Annotated in this window: 15 protein-coding genes and 1 pseudogene; 9 read left to right on the top strand and 7 right to left on the bottom strand. The window is 60.0% G+C overall.

From position 1 onward, the window contains the following. The first annotated feature begins 29 nt into the window (after positions 1–29). Together ACNA0I_RS04690 and ACNA0I_RS04685 are read left to right on the top strand one after the other, a co-directional pair. Complete coding sequence (locus tag ACNA0I_RS04690; RefSeq protein ID WP_415804900.1) at positions 30–1,190, top strand: acyl-CoA dehydrogenase family protein; 1,161 nt, start codon at positions 30–32, stop codon at positions 1,188–1,190. 27 nt (positions 1,191–1,217) lie between these two features. Further along, a complete protein-coding gene (locus ACNA0I_RS04685; RefSeq protein WP_415804899.1) occupies positions 1,218–2,585 on the top strand; it encodes an MmgE/PrpD family protein in 1,368 nt (455 codons plus the stop codon). 87 nt (positions 2,586–2,672) lie between these two features. Here the strand turns inward: ACNA0I_RS04685 and ACNA0I_RS04680 are convergent, their stop codons facing one another. Both ACNA0I_RS04680 and rph read right to left on the bottom strand, forming a co-directional pair. After that, positions 2,673–3,740, bottom strand: coding sequence for a hypothetical protein (locus ACNA0I_RS04680; protein WP_415804898.1), 1,068 nt, complete (start codon positions 3,738–3,740; stop codon positions 2,673–2,675). A 132-nt stretch (positions 3,741–3,872) separates the two neighbouring features. Then, on the bottom strand, positions 3,873–4,616 hold the full coding sequence (gene rph / locus ACNA0I_RS04675; RefSeq protein WP_415804897.1) for a ribonuclease PH: 744 nt from the start codon (positions 4,614–4,616) through the stop codon (positions 3,873–3,875). A gap of 234 nt (positions 4,617–4,850) precedes the next feature. Here rph and ACNA0I_RS04670 point away from each other — a divergent pair, with 234 nt between their 5' ends. Next, positions 4,851–5,804, top strand: coding sequence for a YicC family protein (locus tag ACNA0I_RS04670; protein WP_415804896.1), 954 nt, complete (start codon positions 4,851–4,853; stop codon positions 5,802–5,804). 485 nt (positions 5,805–6,289) lie between these two features. On the opposite strand, the gene ACNA0I_RS04665 is transcribed toward ACNA0I_RS04670, so the two are convergent. Together ACNA0I_RS04665 and ACNA0I_RS04660 are read right to left on the bottom strand one after the other, a co-directional pair. Beyond that, the gene (locus ACNA0I_RS04665) at positions 6,290–7,114 is read right to left on the bottom strand and encodes a murein L,D-transpeptidase catalytic domain family protein (protein WP_415804895.1); all 825 of its coding nucleotides are present in this window, start codon (positions 7,112–7,114) and stop codon (positions 6,290–6,292) included. Between the two features lie 196 nt (positions 7,115–7,310). Continuing rightward, on the bottom strand, positions 7,311–8,336 hold the full coding sequence (locus ACNA0I_RS04660; protein WP_415804894.1) for a L,D-transpeptidase: 1,026 nt from the start codon (positions 8,334–8,336) through the stop codon (positions 7,311–7,313). A gap of 151 nt (positions 8,337–8,487) precedes the next feature. Here ACNA0I_RS04660 and ACNA0I_RS04655 point away from each other — a divergent pair, with 151 nt between their 5' ends. The 6 genes from ACNA0I_RS04655 to ACNA0I_RS04630 all read left to right on the top strand — a co-directional run bounded on the left by ACNA0I_RS04655 (position 8,488) and on the right by ACNA0I_RS04630 (position 15,498). After that, positions 8,488–9,336, top strand: a complete 849-nt coding sequence (locus ACNA0I_RS04655; protein WP_415804893.1) for a MurR/RpiR family transcriptional regulator — start codon at positions 8,488–8,490, stop codon at positions 9,334–9,336. A 19-nt stretch (positions 9,337–9,355) separates the two neighbouring features. Continuing rightward, entirely contained in the window at positions 9,356–10,600 is a 1,245-nt protein-coding gene (locus tag ACNA0I_RS04650) for a diaminopropionate ammonia-lyase (RefSeq protein WP_415804892.1), read from the top strand. Next, a complete protein-coding gene (locus ACNA0I_RS04645) occupies positions 10,597–11,877 on the top strand; it encodes a M20 family metallo-hydrolase (protein ID WP_415804891.1) in 1,281 nt (426 codons plus the stop codon). The genes ACNA0I_RS04650 and ACNA0I_RS04645 overlap by 4 nt, the downstream gene beginning before the upstream one ends. Before the next feature lie 9 nt (positions 11,878–11,886). Continuing rightward, positions 11,887–12,840: an N-carbamoyl-D-amino-acid hydrolase gene (locus tag ACNA0I_RS04640; protein ID WP_415804890.1), complete on the top strand. Its 954-nt coding sequence runs from the start codon at positions 11,887–11,889 to the stop codon at positions 12,838–12,840. 96 nt (positions 12,841–12,936) lie between these two features. After that, positions 12,937–14,265, top strand: a complete 1,329-nt coding sequence (locus ACNA0I_RS04635) for an MFS transporter (RefSeq protein ID WP_415804889.1) — start codon at positions 12,937–12,939, stop codon at positions 14,263–14,265. 87 nt (positions 14,266–14,352) lie between these two features. Next, positions 14,353–15,498, top strand: coding sequence for a YgeY family selenium metabolism-linked hydrolase (locus ACNA0I_RS04630; protein ID WP_415804888.1), 1,146 nt, complete (start codon positions 14,353–14,355; stop codon positions 15,496–15,498). Positions 15,499–15,721: 223 nt separating this feature from the next. Here the strand turns inward: ACNA0I_RS04630 and ACNA0I_RS04625 are convergent, their stop codons facing one another. The 3 genes and pseudogenes from ACNA0I_RS04625 to ACNA0I_RS04615 all read right to left on the bottom strand — a co-directional run. Continuing rightward, on the bottom strand, positions 15,722–17,155 hold the full coding sequence (locus ACNA0I_RS04625) for a type II toxin-antitoxin system HipA family toxin (RefSeq protein WP_415804887.1): 1,434 nt from the start codon (positions 17,153–17,155) through the stop codon (positions 15,722–15,724). After that, on the bottom strand, positions 17,152–17,448 hold the full coding sequence (locus tag ACNA0I_RS04620; protein ID WP_415804886.1) for a helix-turn-helix domain-containing protein: 297 nt from the start codon (positions 17,446–17,448) through the stop codon (positions 17,152–17,154). Before ACNA0I_RS04620 ends, ACNA0I_RS04625 begins: the two co-directional genes overlap by 4 nt. Before the next feature lie 116 nt (positions 17,449–17,564). Then, positions 17,565–18,273, bottom strand: a pseudogene (locus ACNA0I_RS04615) (AMP nucleosidase); the annotation flags it as partial. Positions 18,274–18,275 lie beyond the last annotated feature (2 nt).

Genomic DNA, 18,275 nt, shown 5'->3' with positions numbered 1-18,275 from the left:
GGCGTCATCATAGACATAGAACCTGAACCATGCCCAATACGAATCACGATTTCCAGGACATCCGCGAAGCCGTCCGTGACCTGTGTTCCCAATTTTCCGGTGAATATTTCCGCAAAATCGACGAAGAACGCGGGTATCCCGAGGAATTTGTGCGCGCGCTCACCGAGGCCGGGTGGCTGGCTGCGTTGATTCCTCAGGAATACGGCGGATCGGGTCTGGGCCTGACCGAAGCCTCGGTCATTATGGAAGAAATCAACCGCAGCGGCGGCAATTCGGGCGCCTGCCACGGTCAGATGTACAACATGGGCACCCTGCTGCGCCATGGTTCGGACGCGCAAAAACGCGAGTATCTGCCCCGTATCGCGAATGGCGAACTGCGTTTGCAGTCCATGGGGGTCACCGAACCTACAACGGGCACCGACACCACCAAAATCAAGACCACGGCGGTGCGGCGCGGAGATCGCTATGTCATCAACGGCCAGAAAGTCTGGATCTCACGCGTGCAGCACTCGGACCTGATGATCTTGCTGGCCCGTACCACGCCGCTGGAACAAGTCACCCGCAAATCGGAGGGCATGTCGATTTTTCTGGTGGATCTGCATCATGCGGTGAAACACGGCATGCAGGTGCGCCCCATCCCCAACATGGTCAACCACGAGACCAATGAGCTGTTTTTCGACAATCTGGAAATCCCGGCCGAAAACCTGATCGGCGAAGAAGGCAAAGGCTTCAAGTACATCCTGGATGGCCTCAATGCCGAGCGCACGTTGATCGCTGCAGAATGTATTGGCGATGGCTATTGGTTTGTCGACAAAGTCTCTGCGTACGCCAAAGAGCGCATCGTATTCGGCCGCCCGATCGGCCAGAACCAGGGCGTGCAATTTCCGATCGCGCGTGCGCATATCAACGTCGAAGCGGCCAGCTTGATGCGCTACGAAGCCTGCCGCCTGTTCGATGCCCATCAGCCCTGCGGCGCACAAGCCAACATGGCCAAGCTGCTCGCCGCCGATGCCTCATGGGAAGCCGCCAACGCCTGCCTGCAATTCCACGGCGGTTTTGGTTTTGCCAACGAATATGACGTCGAGCGCAAATTCCGCGAGACCCGTTTGTATCAAGTCGCGCCTATTTCGACCAATCTGATTTTGTCGTATGTGGCCGAGCACGTGCTGGGTATGCCGCGCTCATTCTGATCAGCTCGATACTTTTATAAACCATCCATGACCGCTACTACTCATCCAAGCGCCGTCCTCGCCGAATTCGCCGTCAACCTGCGTTTTGAAGACATTCCGGCGCCCGTACTGCGCCGCGCCGAGGACTTGTTCCTGGACTGTCTGGCATCGATCCTGGCTGGCGCCGATACGCGCCCTATCCAGGCCATCGAACGCTATGCTGTCGCCATGGGCCCGGCCGATGGCGGTGCAGAGGTCCTGATTTCCCGTCGCCGGACATCTCCCTTATTTGCCGCGATGGTCAACGCAGCCGCAGCCCATGTGGTCGAACAAGACGATGTCCATAATGGGTCCGTATTCCACCCCGCTGCTGTGGTGTTCCCCCCTGCCCTGGCCGTTGCGCAGGCTTTGGGGCTGTCCGGCAAAGAGCTGCTGGTCGCGGCCGTAGCGGGCTACGAGGTGGGCATCCGTATCGGTGAATACCTGGGTCGTTCGCACTACAAGATCTTTCATACCACCGGGACCGTCGGCACCCTGGCCGCCGCCGTCACCGTGGGCAAGCTGCTGAATTTGAACGCCGAGCAAATGCTGCATGCATTGGGCTCTGCGGGCACGCAGGCTGCCGGCCTGTGGGAGTTCCTGCGCGATGCCGCCGATTCCAAACAGTTGCATACGGCCAAGGCCGCTGCCGATGGCATGACTGCTGCATATCTCGCCAAAGAAGGCTTTACCGGCGCTCGCCGCATTCTCGAAGGTGCACAAGGGCTGGCCGCAGGCATGTCGACGGACGCAGACCCCGCGCGCCTGCTCGATCGGCTGGGCGAACGCTGGGCCTTGTCCGAGACGTCGTTCAAATATCATGCCTCGTGCCGCCACACCCATCCCGCGGCCGATGCGCTGCAACAGGCGATGCGTGAATACAAATTGCGCGATACCGATATTGCTGAAGTCATCACGCATGTGCACCAAGGTGCGATTGACGTACTCGGGCCCGTGGTCGACCCCAAGACCGTCCATCAATCCAAATTCTCGATGGGCACCGTGCTAGCCCTGATCGCACGCGAAGGCCGCGCCGGCCTGGCCGAATTCGACGCAGCACCGGGCAACGCCGATGTGGCTGCGTTGCGCACTAAAGTCCGCATGGAACTCGACCCCGAAGTCGATGCTGCCTACCCCGAACGATGGATCGGCAAAGTGACCGTGCGTACGACTGATGGCCGCGTCCTGCATGCGCGCGTGGACGAGCCGAAAGGCGATCCGGGCAACACGCTCAGCCGCGACGAAATCGAAGAGAAAACGTTGCGGCTAGGCGTATATGCGCAAGCGGCCAACGAAGCAGAAGTCCGCGATGTGATCAACAGCGTGTGGAATCTGGAAAATGCCGCTCGCGTGACAGCACTATTGCCCAAGCGCTGATTCGATACTGAGGCGCGCTGCTCTGCAGTCGACGGACAGGCATGGCCTGTCCGTTTTTTCTTTACGGCGCGAGAGCGCAGAAGACATTCAAAACCGCCTCGCGCTGGCGGTTTCGACGTTGCACTCGCTCTGTGACGCTGAGTTCTCGCAAATCTGCTGCTGCGCTGTGCGCTGATTGCGGCATGCTCCTTGCGTGTGCTGCAGCCACGCGCGTAAGACAGGCCGCTTGTCGGCGCGCGCATACTCGATTTTCAATGCATCCAACTGTGCCTCGATTTGAGGCGCGTCCGTCCCGGCATCAATACCTCGCGCGATCACACCAAACACATCTTGCACTCGCCGCTGAAGCGGAGTCGGCTGCTCCGCGGTCAGACCTTCCAGCACGCCAAAATGGCTCCAATTCAGGCCAAAATCCTCGGCATACAGGAGATGAGTCTTGGCATGATCCAGCACCTTTCGCGACACGGACGTAATGCTGGTCCGCAATGCCGAGCCCTCTTCGGACACGAGTACAAACATTTGCCCCAGATAAGGCGAATTCATATCCAGTCTGTCCCCCACCGAGGTAAACGAAGCGGGATCGATCACGATGGGAAAATAGGATAACTGCCGGCCCGACATCTTTGCGGCGCGCGCCGTGGCGGCCACGCTGCGCACCATCAGATCCGCGCTGCCGCCCATGCTGTAGTGCAAACCAATGAAACGCGTGCCAGGATCGCGGGCCATTACCTGGGCCATACGCTCAGGGTCGCGATCGTTCAGCTCGAAAATCCGTGCGGCATAGCCTTGCCGCACCAGCCATTGCCCGCCGTCCACGGCCAAGCCTTTATCCCAGCGCGCACTGGACCACAACATGCCCGGGTGCACGAAGACGGTGTTCTTGTTGCTATTGGCGGTACTGGTACTCGACGTAGCGCTGCCAGTCGATACCATGCGGTTAGTCGAGGCAACGGGAGGACTCGATGCGGTGCCATTATCTGAGACTGCCTGCGCCACAGGCACCGCACAGGTGCCGTCGGCCAGGCTGGCAGATACCGTCGCGTCCGCTGGCGAAACTGGCACCATCAGGTCGGGGCGAGAATAATAACGGCCGCTCGAACACGCCGCCAGACACAGCAAAGACGTGACGCATAGCAGCATACGCAAGCCGCTCATCCCCTATACCCCTGATTGCAGAAACAAGAGGGTTATATCAGTGGAAATTGACTTGCGACCGCCTAGGCAATGCTATCTTTTACATCGTGACCCTTCGCAACATTCTTGTGACTTTTTAGCAGAGGATCGAGGCTAGATCCCTGATTTCAGCGCGGCGCGCTGCGCTTGCACCAATTGTGCAATACCCTGTTCCGCCAGTCCCAGCATGGCATCCAACTCCGAACGCGTAAACGTCGCGCCCTCGCCGGTGCCTTGCACTTCCACAAAAGCGCCGGCGCCTGTCATCACCACGTTCACATCAGCGTCGCAGGCCGAGTCCTCCTGATAATCCAGATCAAGCACGGGCCTGCCGTCGACCATGCCCACCGACACCGCGGCCACCGCATCACGTATCGGGTTGACCGCCAGATCGCCGCGCTGCATCAACAACGCCACCGCGTCTGCCGCGGCCACCCAGGCGCCTGTGATGCTCGCGCAACGAGTCCCGCCATCGGCCTGCAGCACATCGCAATCCAGATGCAGCGTACGCTCGCCCAAGGCCTGCATATCGAACACAGCACGCAAACTACGGCCGATCAGGCGCTGAATTTCCTGGGTGCGGCCGCTTTGTTTTCCGCGCGCGGCCTCGCGATCGCCGCGCGTATGGGTTGCACGCGGCAACATGCCGTACTCAGCGGTGACCCAGCCCTCGCCTCGGCCTTTCAAAAACGGCGGCACTTTATCCAGCACACTCGCTGTGCACAGCACATGCGTGTTACCAGCGCGCACGAGCACCGATCCCTCGGCATAGCGCGTAAAGCCACGCTCGAGACTAAACGGTCGCAGTTGATCAACCGAGCGGCCGGACGGACGAGAAACGGTGGCAGACGAGGACACAATGGGCTCCAAACAAAATTAGCAATTCGCCGCATTGTACGGGGCTTGCCCCGCGCATTCGAGAAAACGCAACGGACTCATATATTCAGGGCCCCCTTGGCTCGCCGACAACGCATCGGTGCTCGCCGTCAGCGTCACCAGGGATCTTTCACAAAGCGCCGTCGATCTGCTTGAGTTATCCTGCCGGAATACGGCTCCTGGCAGCCAGTTTTCTAGATTTCATCAGGACACCCCATGATTCGCAGCATGACCGCCTTCGGCAACGCCCGCGTCGATCTCGAGCAAGGCACTTTGGCGCTGGAACTGCGCAGCGTCAACAGCCGTTATCTGGATCTGTATTTCCGTCTGCCCGACGAACTGCGGCACGCGGAAACCCCGCTGCGCGAATTGCTCACCACCAATCTGGGCCGCGGCAAAGTCGAAGTGCGAGCCTCATTTGCTCGCAGCGCGGGCGCTGAACTGGCCACGCTGGATCCCGCGTGGCTCCAACATCTGGCCACGCAACTCGAGGCCGCCCGCAGCATTCTGCCCCAGATCGAAGCCCCGCGTCTGGCGGAGCTTTTCAACTGGCCCGGCCAGCGTGGCAATGATGCGCTGGACCCTCAGGTCTGGGGAGCAGCCTGCATCCAGGCCGCCAAACAAGCGTTGACCCAGCTCCAGGAAGGCCGCGAACGCGAAGGCCAACGCCTGGCCGCCATCATGCTCGAATGCGCCGATGGTGTTGCCGGTATCGTGGAATCGGTCGAAACGCATCTGCCACAGCTTCTGGAAGACCATCGGGAAAAACTGGCCAACAAACTGCGCGAATCCATGGAAACCGCCTTTCCCGGCGGATTCACGCATATTTCCGGCGCAGAACTCTCCGAGCGCGTGGCTCACGAGGCCAATCTATTCGCCCTGCGCATCGATGTCGCAGAAGAACTCGCCCGCTTACGTTCGCATCTGGAAGAACTCCGTCACCTGCTAGGCGGCGGGGAAGGCACAAGCACCAAGAAAGGCAAAGCCGACGGCAAACGCGGCCACACCAGCGGCAGCGCCGGCAAACGGCTCGACTTCCTGTTCCAGGAAATGAACCGCGAAGCCAATACATTAGGATCCAAAGCCGGCAGCATGGACGTCACGCGAGCCGCGATGGATTTGAAATTGCTGATCGAGCAGATGCGGGAGCAGGCGCAGAATATTGAGTAATTGAAGCTAGAACGAACAAGGGCTCCTGGATTAACCCGGGAGCCCTTTATCCATCCTGATACTCAAACCTCAGCCTTTCGTGCAACCCATCACCGGATCATCGAACTCGTGCGTATTCTGATGCGTGTTTTGCCAGTACCGCACGATCGACCCTTTGCCGTGCTGGACGATCTCCGCCACATGCGCGGGCCCGATACGATCAGGGTCTTTGGTGTAAAGCCGTTGTCCGCCAGGTATNGCGGCCGACTCCACTGTTGCCTGCAATACCCAGGCGCTGTTGATGCAGTCAAGCACATCGCTCATCGAGCGAGCCGATTCAATCGTAGCTGAGGGCGGTGAATCAACGGTTTCGTCCAGAGTCGTGCAGGCAGTCAATATCAGGCTGGCGGATAGCGTAGCAATTAATTTCATGGAGTCTCCAATCGTGTGGCAGCTATGTCGCACGATTCGGCCCGCCGAGTCAAGCACTACCGCACTGATCTGCCCTACGCCTGCTTGCCCCCGATCAACGCGGAGTGCTCCATCCAGTCGCGTTGCGGATAAAAATTAAATAGGAATGCCTGCTCCGCCAACGTATCGATCAGCGGGCGCGCAACAGGCACGCGTACCGCCGGACAGCCGAAACTACGCCCCAGCCGCCCGTGCGTGCGTATCATCTCGGCACTCACATACGGCGCGCCATGAATGACGATGGCGCGATCAAAGGCCAGGTCGTTGAACCCCGGCTCTAATCCGTGCAAACGCAAGGAATAGCCGTTCTTTCCCGTATAGATCTCGCCCGCCTGATAAGCCCCCAGACTGGACATATGGCTTTCCGGGCGATTCGAGAACTCGCGCGCGAAATTGTCGCCGGTGTTGCGGCCGTGGGCGACCCATTCCTCGAACAGGACCGCATGACTATTCAAATCGAATACCCACAACCGCTTGGCAGTGGAAGGCAGACTGAAATCCACCAACGCCAGCACGCGCGGGTTGCCGCCGGGCAAGGCCTTGTCGGCACGAGCACGCTCCAGCGCCTCGGTCGCGAGTTGCACGGCCAGCATCGACGCATTGGGTGCTTTGGCAGCCAGCGACAACGCCAACTCGTTGGCGGCCGTACGGGCCTGGGCCGCGCTGGACGAGCCATTACGGCAGAACTCGCTGCCGGCGTGCGCCCCGCCAGCACTTCGCGCCTCACATGGCAACGTGGAAAGGGCCGAGGTCTGCTTGAACGCGGCCTCAGAACGCGCAAACGCAGCGGGCACCGCCCCACCCAAAGCCAGGCCGGCCAAGGTACGCAAAACACGACGACGGGAAGGATGATCAATCATGGGCAACTCTGACTTTCTCAAGGACACAACGGGAACCCGTGTCTCCTTGCCCCTAGCGGGGATGGCGATTCCTTGCCTCCTGTGGGAGCTCGGCCAGATGCGGCCGGGCCGCAAGGAATGTCTATCTAAAAAATGCCGGGCCAACGCCGGCATTATGTCCCCTCTTTCAGGCGGGCCATGTCAAGCCCAGGAGACATTAATCAACGTCAGATTCTAATACACGTTCCGTCTGACCCGGTCCAGGGACGTCAGGCGCCGGCCTCACCGCAGGCACGCTCGTGATCAGCATGGTGGTTCCAGGCTTGAGCAAACTGTACACACGGCGGATGAATTCAGGCTGTGCTTTGATGCTGTTTTCCAGGCTACTCAAAGACGGCGGCGAGCCGAACAATGTATAGCTGGCCCATTGATGCCGCAGCTGCGTAGGATCAAAAGGACTAGGCTCATTGACCGTCCCCGCCCCCATCACCAGCAGCAGCGCACCGTCAAAATGGGCGCCTGAATCAGCATGCAACCATGACGAACCAATCGCGATCCCGTTGCGCAGGACGTAAAACCGCTGCTCGCTCAAGCTGACGACAATACTCAGCGGTCCTGAGGGTGAAATACTCTCATCCCAGAAGTCTCCCTTGCCACGCTGGGCAATCTGGTCAACGGGAGACACCTCCGCCCCCGGCGCTACCGGCGCCAGCAACGCGGGAAAGGCAATCCGGGAGGGATCCACCCGGGCATCGGCCACCACCACCGTATCGCCGTTCTTCGTCTCTGCAAACAACCGTTGCGCAAACGCATTGGGCAGCCTCACGCAGCCATGCGAAGCCGGATGGCCCGGAATCGCCCCGCCGTGCAATGCGATCCCGCTCCAGGTCAGCCGCTGCATATACGGCATGGGCGCATTGTTGTAGATATTGGACCGGTGATCACGGTCTTTTTGCAGGATGGTGAACACGCCGGGAGGCGTCTCATACCCTGGCTTGCCGGAACTGATGGTCGACACCCCTATCGCCACGCCATTGCGGTAGACGTACACGCGCTGCTCGTCCAGGCTGACCAGGACGACCAATGGGCCCGCAGGCGCCGCCTCGGGATGCCAGATGAAATCACCTGGGCTCATGTCCTTCACATTGATAGCCAGCGCGTCCGCGCTGGCAACAAGAGCGGTCGAAAAGCACACGCCAAGAAAAGCGCGACGCGAATACACGGCATTCGATGTCAAAGGCATAGGGACTAAGAAACCGTTAAGAAAACACAACTCCCACTGTAGCCCGTTTATTCAGTGCAAGTGAGCGTTATCCCGTTATCGGGAAAACCATGATTGGAACTTTAGTTTCATAGAAATATAGTCTTGAAACTATAGTTTCACAAACATCACTATGACCCAGTCCCTGCACGACCGAATCCTCGGTCTACACGACCAGTTGACAGACAGCGAGCGCCGCCTCGCTGAGATCATGTTGGAGCACCTGAGTCAACTCGCCGCCTACACAGGCGCCGAACTGGCGCAAAAGGCGGGGGTGTCCAAAGCCACGGCAGGCCGGTTCTTTCGCCGCCTAGGTTACGACAATTTCAATGAGATACGTGCCGTGGTGCGTGAACAGGCGGATCTGGGCTCGCCGTTGCAACTGCTCGCGGGCGCAAATGCCGAGTCTCCCAGCGACGATGCGCTGGCTCAGCATCTGGCGGGCGATCTCCAGAACCTGGTTCATACCTTCGAACGCATCGAACGCAAAACGATAGACGAGGCGATTCAACTGCTGGGCCGCACGCGCCGCGTTTTTGTAGCAGGGTTCCGCAATGGCCGAGTATTGGCCCAGTACGCCTGGGCCCTGCTCACCCAACTGCGTGATGGCGTGGCACTGGTGCCCGGCGCGGGGCTGAATCTGGCAGAAGATCTCGCTGATCTCGGTCCGGACGACCTGCTGCTCGTGATGGACTTTCGCCGTCGCGTGGCACTGCTGCGCCCCATGGTGGAACATGCCAATCGCGCCGGCGCGAAAGTCATTACGCTCACCGATCCCACTGCCACGGAGCTGCCTGCGCGCTCCGACGTCGTCCTGCGCTGTACGACTCAGGGCGCACAGATTTTCGACTCGTATGTCGCACCCATCAGTCTGATCAATCATTTGTGTTCCAGCCTGGCCGCGACGCTGGGAGCCACGGCACGTAAACGGCTGGAAAACATCGAATCACTGCATAACCATTATGGCGATCTCCATCGCTAAACTTTCTCGGGAGACCGGCTTGAACACACCTCTTTCCAACGTAAAGCTGCAGTACACATTGAATCCGGCAGCCCGACCCGATGCTCCCTATGGTGCAGAACAACAGTCCGTGCTCGGCGGCGCCGCGTTCACGCGGGCGGCCACGCAGATCCGGCAATGGCCCGGCTACGCCCCTACCCCGCTGCACGATCTGACGGGCCTGGCGCAGGCGGCTGGCGTCGCGCAGATTCTGTATAAGGACGAAGCCGACCGGTTCGGATTGGGCAGCTTCAAAGCCCTCGGCGGCGCTTATGCCGTCAGCCGCTTGCTATTGAAAGAGATCGCAGCGCGTACGGGCGAGCAGAACGCGACAGTAGAAGACCTGCTCTCGGGCCGCTACGCCGCCATCACGCGCGACGTCACCGTCACCTGCGCGACCGATGGCAATCATGGCCGCTCGGTCGCCTGGGGCGCGCAGCGATTCGGCTGCCAATGCGTCATCTACATTCACGCCACCGTCAGCGAGGGGCGCAAGGAAGCGATCGAGAAATACGGCGCACAGGTGGTGCGCACCGCCGGCAACTATGACGATTCCGTACGCCAGGCCGCCCGCGATGCCGAGCGCCTGGGGCGTTTCGTCGTATCGGATACCTCGTACGAAGGGTATATGGACGTACCCAAAGACGTGATGCAAGGCTATGCGGTCATGGCCGACGAAGCCCTGCAGCAGATCGGCGCGGACCCGTTGCCCACCCACGTATTCCTGCAAGGTGGCGTCGGCGGCCTCGCCGCGGCCGTATGTGCGCATTTCTGGGAAACCTTGGGCGCCAAGCGGCCGAAATTCATCGTGGTCGAACCCGACAAAGCCGCCTGCCTGTATGAAAGCGCACGCGCCGGCAAACCCGTCGCCGTACATGGTGATCTGGACACCATCATGGCTGGCCTCGCCTGCGGCGAAGTCTCGCTGCTCGCCTGGAAAGTCCTGCACCCAGGCGCGCAGGCGTTTCTCTGCATCGATGACGACTCCGCGTTGAATACGGTGCGCTTGCTGGCCGAGGGCGGTTATGGCGATACGCCTATCGTCGCCGGTGAATCGGCAGTGGCCGGCTTGGCGGGCATGCTGGGCGCGATGAACGATCCGCAAGCTCGCGCTGCGCTTGGCCTGGATGCCAAGAGCCGTATTCTGGTGTTCGGCAGCGAAGGCGCGACAGATCCCGAGCTGTATCAACGCATCGTCGGTAAATCGGCACAGGCCGTGCGCGAATCCAGCAGGACCCCGGCATGAGCGACTACACATCACCTCAATCGGCGGCGGCGCCCGCGTCAGAGCACGACCCGTTGCGCATCAACACGCAACGTCTGCTGGGCCGCATCGCAGAGTTGGGAAAAATCGGCGAAATCGATGGTGGCGGCGTATGCCGTTTAGCGTTGACCGACGAAGACGGCCTGGGACGAGACCAAGTCTGCAACTGGATGCGCGAGCTAGGGCTAGACGTGACCGTCGATGCCATCGGCAACGTCGTCGGCATACGCCGAGGCAGCGAGGATCTGCCTCCCGTCATGACTGGATCGCACATCGACACCGTGCGTACCGGTGGCCGCTATGACGGCAATCTCGGCGTGCTCGCCGGCCTCGAAGTCGTGGCGACACTGAATGACGCCGGCATCACGACACGGCGACCGCTGGCCGTGGCCTTCTTCACCAACGAAGAAGGTGCGCGCTTTGCGCCGGACATGATGGGCAGCTTGGTCTTTCAAGGCGGCTTGCCGCTGGAAACCGCCTTGAACACAACAGGGATCGACGGCACGACGGTGCGTGAAAATTTGCAGCGCATCGGTTATGCGGGCTCCTATCCCGTAGCCAGCAGACCCGTCCATGCCTTTGTGGAATTGCACGTAGAACAAGGCCCGGTGCTCGAGCACGAGAATGTGACCATCGGCGCGGTCACCGGCGTGCAAGGCATCCATTGGACCGAATTCACCATCGAAGGCACATCCAACCACGCTGGGACGACGCCCATGCGGCTGCGCCATGATGCAGGCGTGGTCGCCGCCCGCATCGCCTGCTTTGCGCGCGATCTGGCGGTCGAACTGGGCGCGGGCCAATTAGCCACTGTCGGGCATATTCAGATTGCGCCGAACCTGGTGAACGTCATTCCCAACCGCGCCGTCTTCACTCTGGATTTGCGCAACACCGATGGCGATGCCCTGGCCAACGCCGTGCAACGCGTTTTCGAATTCGCGCAACAGGCCGCCGACGCAGAAGGCGTACGGTTGCGCCATCGATCGCTGGCGGACTTCGAACCGGTCAGCTTTGACCCTCGCATCATCGAGCGTGTGGAAGCCATCGCGCGTCAGCATGGACACCGCGTGCAGCGCATGCCTAGCGGCGCAGGCCATGATGCACAGATGCTGGCGCGCATGTGCCCATCGGGCATGATTTTCGTGCCCAGCGTCAAAGGGCTGTCGCACAACGTCGCCGAATTCACCCACGACCACGATATCGAAGCCGGCGCCAACGTCCTGTTGACGTTGCTGACTGAGCTTGCAGAACAACACTAGGAGACCACTTTGTCACGATTCATCAATGTCGCTGCTGCTCAACTCGGCCCCATACAACGCAGCGATACACGCAGTGAAGTCATCGAGCGTCTGCTGGCCCATCTGCGGCAAGCCCACGCCATGGGTTGCCAGCTGGTGGTGTTTCCCGAGTTGGCATTGACCACGTTTTTCCCGCGCTGGTACATGGAAGACCCGGCCGAAGTCGACGCGTTCTATGAAAAAGAAATGCCCGGACCGACCACCCGCGTTCTGTTCGACACCGCGGCCAAACTAGGCATCGGTTTCTACTTGGGCTACGCAGAACTGACGATAGAGAACGGCCGTGCGCACCGCTACAACACGTCCATCCTGGTCGGACAAGACGGCAGGATCATCGGCAAATATCGCAAAGTACATCTGCCCGGCCATGCCGAAAACGAGCCCTGGCGTGCCTTTCAGCACCTCGAAAAACACTACTTTGAACCCGGCCAGTCATTCGATGTGTGGCGGGCGTTTGGCGGTGTCATGGGCATGGCGCTGTGCAACGACCGGCGCTGGTCCGAAACCTATCGCGTGATGGGCTTGCAAGGCGTAGAGATGATCATGCTCGGGTACAACACGCCCGTGCATAACCCGCCCGCGCCCGAGCATGACGACCTGTCGATGTTTCACAATCAGCTCGTCATGCAGGCAGGCGCCTACCAGAACGGCACATGGGTGGTGGGCGTGGCCAAGGCGGGTGAGGAAGAAGGCTGCGAGATGATCGGCGGCACCTGCATCATCGCGCCCTCCGGTGAAATCGTCGCGGCCTGCTCTACCAAGGGCGATGAGCTCGCGATAGCCCGCTGCGATCTGGACCTGTGCCATTCCTACAAGAGCACGACCTTCAACTTTGAGCGTCATCGACGCCCCGAGGCCTATGGATTGATCACCTCGCGTCGCGGCGCCATCGCGCCAGCCGACGTGGAGATGTCCCCAGCTTAACCCCGCGCTTCCCTCTTCTGGCTAGGTTACAGGATGCCGGCGTTTTCCGGCATCCAAGGGGAGTGTTTGCCTTAAATTTTTTCGAGGTGCATGCTAATGAACACAAGTTTGGCTCCGGCTCACGCCGCAGATGCAGTATCTCCGATCCAATCCGGCAGCAAGGACGACGCTCTCTACCGCAAGGTCGCGTTCCGTCTGCTTCCCTTTTTAATGCTGTGCTATATCGCGGCGTTCCTGGATCGCGTCAATGTCGGCTTTGCAAAACTGCAAATGCTCGACGAACTCGGTTTCAGTGAAGTTGTCTATGGGTTGGGCGCGGGCATTTTCTTCATCGGCTATTTTCTCTTTGAAGTCCCCAGCAACCTCCTCATGCATCGTATCGGGGCAAAGAAAACCCTGGCGCGCATCATGATCCTGTGGGGCATCATCTCCGGCGCCATGGCCCTGACGCAAACCCCGACCCAGTTCTACATTCTGCGATTCCTGCTGGGTGCTGCCGAAGCCGGCTTTTATCCCGCCATCATCCTCTATTTGACCTACTGGTTTCCGTCTCGCCGCAGAGGGCAGATCGTCGCGATTTTCATGACGGCGGTGCCGTTTGCCGGCATCATCGGCGGCCCATTGTCGGGATACATCATGGAGGCATTCCATAATGTGCATAGCCTGTCCGGCTGGCAATGGATGTTCCTGATCGAAGCCATCCCGTCCGTCGTGCTGGGCATTTCCGTTGTTTATTATCTGGATGATCGCATCGACGATGCGAAATGGCTCAGCGCCTCGGACAAGGCCCGCATGAACGCCAATCTGGACGTGGATCGGTCTGCCAAAGTCGAACACGTCTCGCTATGGACGCTGCTCAAGGACAAGCGCGTCATTCATATGGCGCTGATCTGTTATTGCACGGTATCCAGCCTATCCGGTTTGGCCTTTTGGATTCCCTCTGTCATCAAATCCACCGGCGTTGACTCGCTGTTGTCGGTCGGGCTATTGACGGCGGTGCCCAACATTTGCGCGGTGATTTCGATGGTGTTGGTGTGCCGTCATTCAGACCTGAGCCGCGAGCGCCGCTGGCATATGATCGTGCCCTTTCTCATCGGCGGCACGGGCCTCGTGTTAAGCACGATGTACAGCCACAACCCGCCGTTCGCGGTGCTGATGCTGTCCGTGGCGGCTGCGGGATGCATGGTGTGCTCACCGCTGTTCTGGAGTTTGCCCACCGCGTTTCTAAAGGGCCGCAGCGCCGCTGCAGGGATTGCTGGCATCAACTCTTTCGCCGGCTTGGCGGCCTTTGTCAGTCCGTATGTTATCGGCTGGATCAAGAACGCGACAGGATCGACCGATTACGGCATGTATTTTCTGTCCGCGTTCACGGTGCTGGGCGCCATTCTGGTCTATCTCGTCCCCAAAGACCTGGTCAACCGCTGACAGCTGCTCGTTTGATGTGTGCCCGCCCTGCCCTGGCCGCATCGCGCGCCATGGCGGCCCTTTCTGATTTGCAGTGGAGTGAATTACATGACTAGCGATGTCATCCAATTGACCCAGGACATGGTGCGCATACCCAGTCTTTCCGGTCAGGAAAGCGCGATGGCCGACCTGATGAAGCAACGCATGCGCGAATTCGGGTTCACCTCGGTCACTATGGATCGAAATGGGTCTGTCCTGGGCTTGATCGGACCCGACGACGCGGACGTCGCGTTGCTGTTCGATGGCCACATGGATGTCGTGCCCGTATCCGGCGAATGGCGCTTTGATCCTTTCGGCGCGACGATTCACGAAGGCCGGCTGTACGGCCGCGGCAGCACCGACATGAAAGGCGGTATCGCGGCGGCGATTTGCGGCGTGGCCGCCGCCGCACGCGAAGGCACGCTCAAACGCCGCGTCGCCGTGTCAGCCAGCGTACTGGAAGAAGTCATCGAAGGCCACGCGTTGGCCAGCGTACTGGATCAATGCCAGCCTGCCGCGGTGATCATCTGCGAACCGTCAAAACTCGATATCAAGATTGCACAGAAAGGCCGGCTGGAGATTCTGTTGACGTTCAAAGGCGTGCCCGCACATGCCGCCTCGCCGCACCTGGGCCGCAATCCGCTACATGCCGCGGCCCGCGCGTTGACCGCATTGGCATCGCTACCGCTGCCCAGCGACCCTATCGTGGGCGATGCGCTATTAGTGCCCACCGATATGATTTCGTCGCCCTATCCGTCTATCTCGATGATCCCGTCGTCGACCACCATACGCTTTGATCGCCGCACGCTCGGCGGCGAAACCGAGGAAAACGTGCTGGCCCAGATCGATGCCTGCCTAAGGCAACACGGGCTATCGGATTACACCTTGACGACAACCTGCGACAGCGTCAGTACCTTTACCGGGGAACGATCCGAGCCGGCCCGATGGCTGCCGGCGTGGCAGCAGACTCAGGACCATCCTTTGGTGACCAGCACTGTCGAGGCCGTCAAACGCAGCGGCCGCGAGCCGCGCATCGGCGTATGGCCCTTCTGCACCAATGGCTCGGAGTCTGCCGGCAGACGGCATATCCCGACCGTGGGACTGGGCCCCGGGCGCGAAGAAGATGCGCACATCATCGACGAGTCCATCGCGCTGGACCAACTCGAGGGTGCGCGCGAAATATACAAACAGTTGACGTTGATCGCGGCGGCGTAAGCTCTCGGCGCGCGGTTCGAGACCAGGGCGTGGCCTGCGACCAATGGGCGGCCCGTTCGATCGCTGTCTCAACGCATGCCATCACAACAACCACTCGATCCGCAGCCAGCCGACCATCGTGACGATGGCCCGCTTGAACCAGCCCGCGCCGAGTTCTTGCTGGTGGATCTCGGTGCGGCCATCCGCGAGCTGTTCATACCAAATTCAGTTGTCGCGGCCGCCATCAGCGCACCGATTTCACCATGGGATGCGCATGAAAATGCGCCAATAGATTTTGTTTTTGACGAGCGGTCAGCTTGGCTTGTTCGATCAGTGCAGGCCATTGCGCGTGCGCAGCTTTTACGCAATCGCTCACTGCCTTGGCGGCGGGCTTTTCCGGAATACGCAGGTGCGCGCAGAAAGCGCGCAGCATCGCAGGAGACAAGGCGGGTTTCAGTGACGCCTTGGCGCTCGATGGCACGTTGCTGGCGCCGATCGTTGGCTGCTGAGTCCCGGATGTGAGAGCTTGTGCCTTTTCCGGCGCAGTTTGCCCTGTGCCGGATCTGCCGGGACGGCGCGGCTCCAATCCCTCCGGCATGATGCGCAGCGCGTGTCCCTGACAAGGATGATAGGCCGCATAGGCCACGATATCGTATGCGGGCGCCAGCTGCGGCGTATGCCCATCCTCGTAGATCAGGCCGATGTTTTTCAGATGCATATCCGGATTGCCCAGCATCTCATTGACAGCCATACGCCGCAGCAACTCATGCACCGCGGGCTCGCCTAACGACGGAAACGCCATCAATACCGCCGCCACATCCAGATAGGACGCGGCTTGATATTTTTGCTCGGGCATTGCGCCCAATACCTGAGCGAAGTCTTCGCAATGAATACGCCGGCCCGGCTGACGGTCATAACGCACGACCGCCAGGAACTGCGTACGCGCATCCGCGTCACCCAAATCATAGCCATGCTCGGCCGCCAGATGCTCCAGCGGTTCGAGATAGGCCTCGCAAATATTCACGCCGGCCACCTGCGCCAACTGCAGCGACAGCGCCTCCAGTTCCGGCAACAGCGGCTGCCCCACTACCGGCAGCTTCGCAATGATATGGGTGTCGTGATCCCGCGTACGTCCCACATAACGTTCGCCCTGTTTGATCACGCCCAGCTTGGGCTGAACACCGGACAGTGACACGCCTTGTTCCATTGGGTCGGCCGTAACCGTCATTTCCAACGCGTCCTGGTCCTGTGTGACATAGTGCGCCAACTCGTCGCGAGACAGCTCGACCGGCCGCGCATAGACATTTCCGGGTAAATCTCCCCCACAGGCCGCCAACATCTCGAAATGATCTTTGGGATCGCAGCCCCGCACGCGGGCCACATGGTCGCGAAAAACGCCCTCTGGCAGCAGATTCTGGAAAAATGCCGGCAATAGCCAGCCATTTTGCGGGGAATAGCGTCCATTTAACGGCTCGCTCCGAATGTCCGCCCAGAACGCCGCCTGATCCTCGGGAGAGTTCGCCACATAGGCGGCCGACACTACCGGCGCATCCCACTGATGCGCGAAAGCGTCGTCGGCAACAAAGCGAGTCACCACGTCCGCCCCCTGCATGCGGTACTGGAACAGCACGCCAACCCGCGCAGCGCCGATGAAAATGGCCAGTGCTTGCACGTTCATTTTGTCTCACCCAGTTGTCGGCGTGCGACCTCGATGCGGGTGGGAATCTTGGGCTTGACCGCGTCCCCCGCGTCCACCGCAGCGGCTGCCCCTTTGGGGACCAATAACATTTCCAGCCCCAAGCGATCGGCCAGTGCCAGCAATGTGCTGACTTTGAAGTCCTGTTCGCCGCTCAGGACATTGGTCAGCGTGCGCTGTGCAATCCCCGCGGATTGGCGTAATTGAGCCTGCGTCTGGCCCTGCTGTTGCAAGCGCCCCCGCAGAATGTCGGCGATATCCGATAGGCTGTTCATGGTGGCAAATAGTAGCAATAAAGTAGTGTTATAAGAATAATAACTACTATATTGCTACTAAACAAGCCTTTATATAGCATTAAAGTAGTTTGTCAAAAAAATAAACTACTTTAATGCTACTGAAACGCCGTCTCCATAAAGGTGCGCAGTTTGCGGGAATGCAGACGCTCTGGCGGCATATCCCGCAAGCGCTCCAGCGCCCGTATCCCGATTTCCAGGTGCTGATTCACTTGGTCCCGGTAAAACGCGCTGGCCATGCCCGGCAATTTCAATTCGCCGTGCAAGGGCTTGTCCGACACGCACAGCAGAGTTCCGTACGGCACGCGGAACCGGAACCCATTTGCCGCAATGGTCGCTGACTCCATATCCAATGCAATCGCCCGCGACTGCGTGAAACGCTGCACCAGCTCAGTGTGATCCCGCAGCTCCCAATTGCGATTGTCGATGCTGGCTACCGTGCCGGTGCGCATGATGCGCTTCAGTTCCCAGCCTGATAAGCCCGCCACCTCCTCTACCGCCTGCTCCAGCGCCACCTGCACCTCGGCCAAAGGCGGAACGGGTACCCATGTGGGCAGATCGTCGTCCAACACGTGGTCTTCGCGCACATAACCGTGCGCCAGCACATAATCCCCCAATCGCTGGGAATCGCGCAGCCCGGCGCAATGCCCCAGCATCAGCCAGGCATGGGGGCGCAGCACGGCGATGTGATCGGTGATGGTCTTGGCATTCGAGGGGCCCACTCCGATATTCACCAAGGTAATGCCCGAATGATTGGAACGTACCAGGTGATACGCCGGCATTTGCGGCAACCGCACGCCGCCGGCCNG

The organism is Bordetella muralis (genome assembly GCF_965139205.1).
GTDB classification, from domain to species: domain Bacteria; phylum Pseudomonadota; class Gammaproteobacteria; order Burkholderiales; family Burkholderiaceae_B; genus Bordetella_A; species Bordetella_A muralis.
The sequence above is the reverse complement of the archived record's forward strand: the minus strand, read 5'-3'. Positions and strand labels throughout refer to the sequence as shown.

Excerpts from the sequence above, each read along its gene's own strand:
- ACNA0I_RS04690 (WP_415804900.1), top strand. The coding sequence starts at position 30 with ATGCCCAATACGAATCACGATTTCCAGGACATCCGCGAAGCCGTCCGT.
- ACNA0I_RS04685 (WP_415804899.1), top strand. The coding sequence starts at position 1,218 with ATGACCGCTACTACTCATCCAAGCGCCGTCCTCGCCGAATTCGCCGTC.
- ACNA0I_RS04680 (WP_415804898.1), bottom strand. The coding sequence starts at position 3,740 with ATGAGCGGCTTGCGTATGCTGCTATGCGTCACGTCTTTGCTGTGTCTG.
- ACNA0I_RS04670 (WP_415804896.1), top strand. The coding sequence starts at position 4,851 with ATGATTCGCAGCATGACCGCCTTCGGCAACGCCCGCGTCGATCTCGAG.
- ACNA0I_RS04665 (WP_415804895.1), bottom strand. The coding sequence starts at position 7,114 with ATGATTGATCATCCTTCCCGTCGTCGTGTTTTGCGTACCTTGGCCGGC.
- ACNA0I_RS04660 (WP_415804894.1), bottom strand. The coding sequence starts at position 8,336 with ATGCCTTTGACATCGAATGCCGTGTATTCGCGTCGCGCTTTTCTTGGC.
- ACNA0I_RS04655 (WP_415804893.1), top strand. The coding sequence starts at position 8,488 with ATGACCCAGTCCCTGCACGACCGAATCCTCGGTCTACACGACCAGTTG.
- ACNA0I_RS04645 (WP_415804891.1), top strand. The coding sequence starts at position 10,597 with ATGAGCGACTACACATCACCTCAATCGGCGGCGGCGCCCGCGTCAGAG.
- ACNA0I_RS04635 (WP_415804889.1), top strand. The coding sequence starts at position 12,937 with ATGAACACAAGTTTGGCTCCGGCTCACGCCGCAGATGCAGTATCTCCG.
- ACNA0I_RS04630 (WP_415804888.1), top strand. The coding sequence starts at position 14,353 with ATGACTAGCGATGTCATCCAATTGACCCAGGACATGGTGCGCATACCC.
- ACNA0I_RS04625 (WP_415804887.1), bottom strand. The coding sequence starts at position 17,155 with ATGAACGTGCAAGCACTGGCCATTTTCATCGGCGCTGCGCGGGTTGGC.
- ACNA0I_RS04620 (WP_415804886.1), bottom strand. The coding sequence starts at position 17,448 with ATGAACAGCCTATCGGATATCGCCGACATTCTGCGGGGGCGCTTGCAA.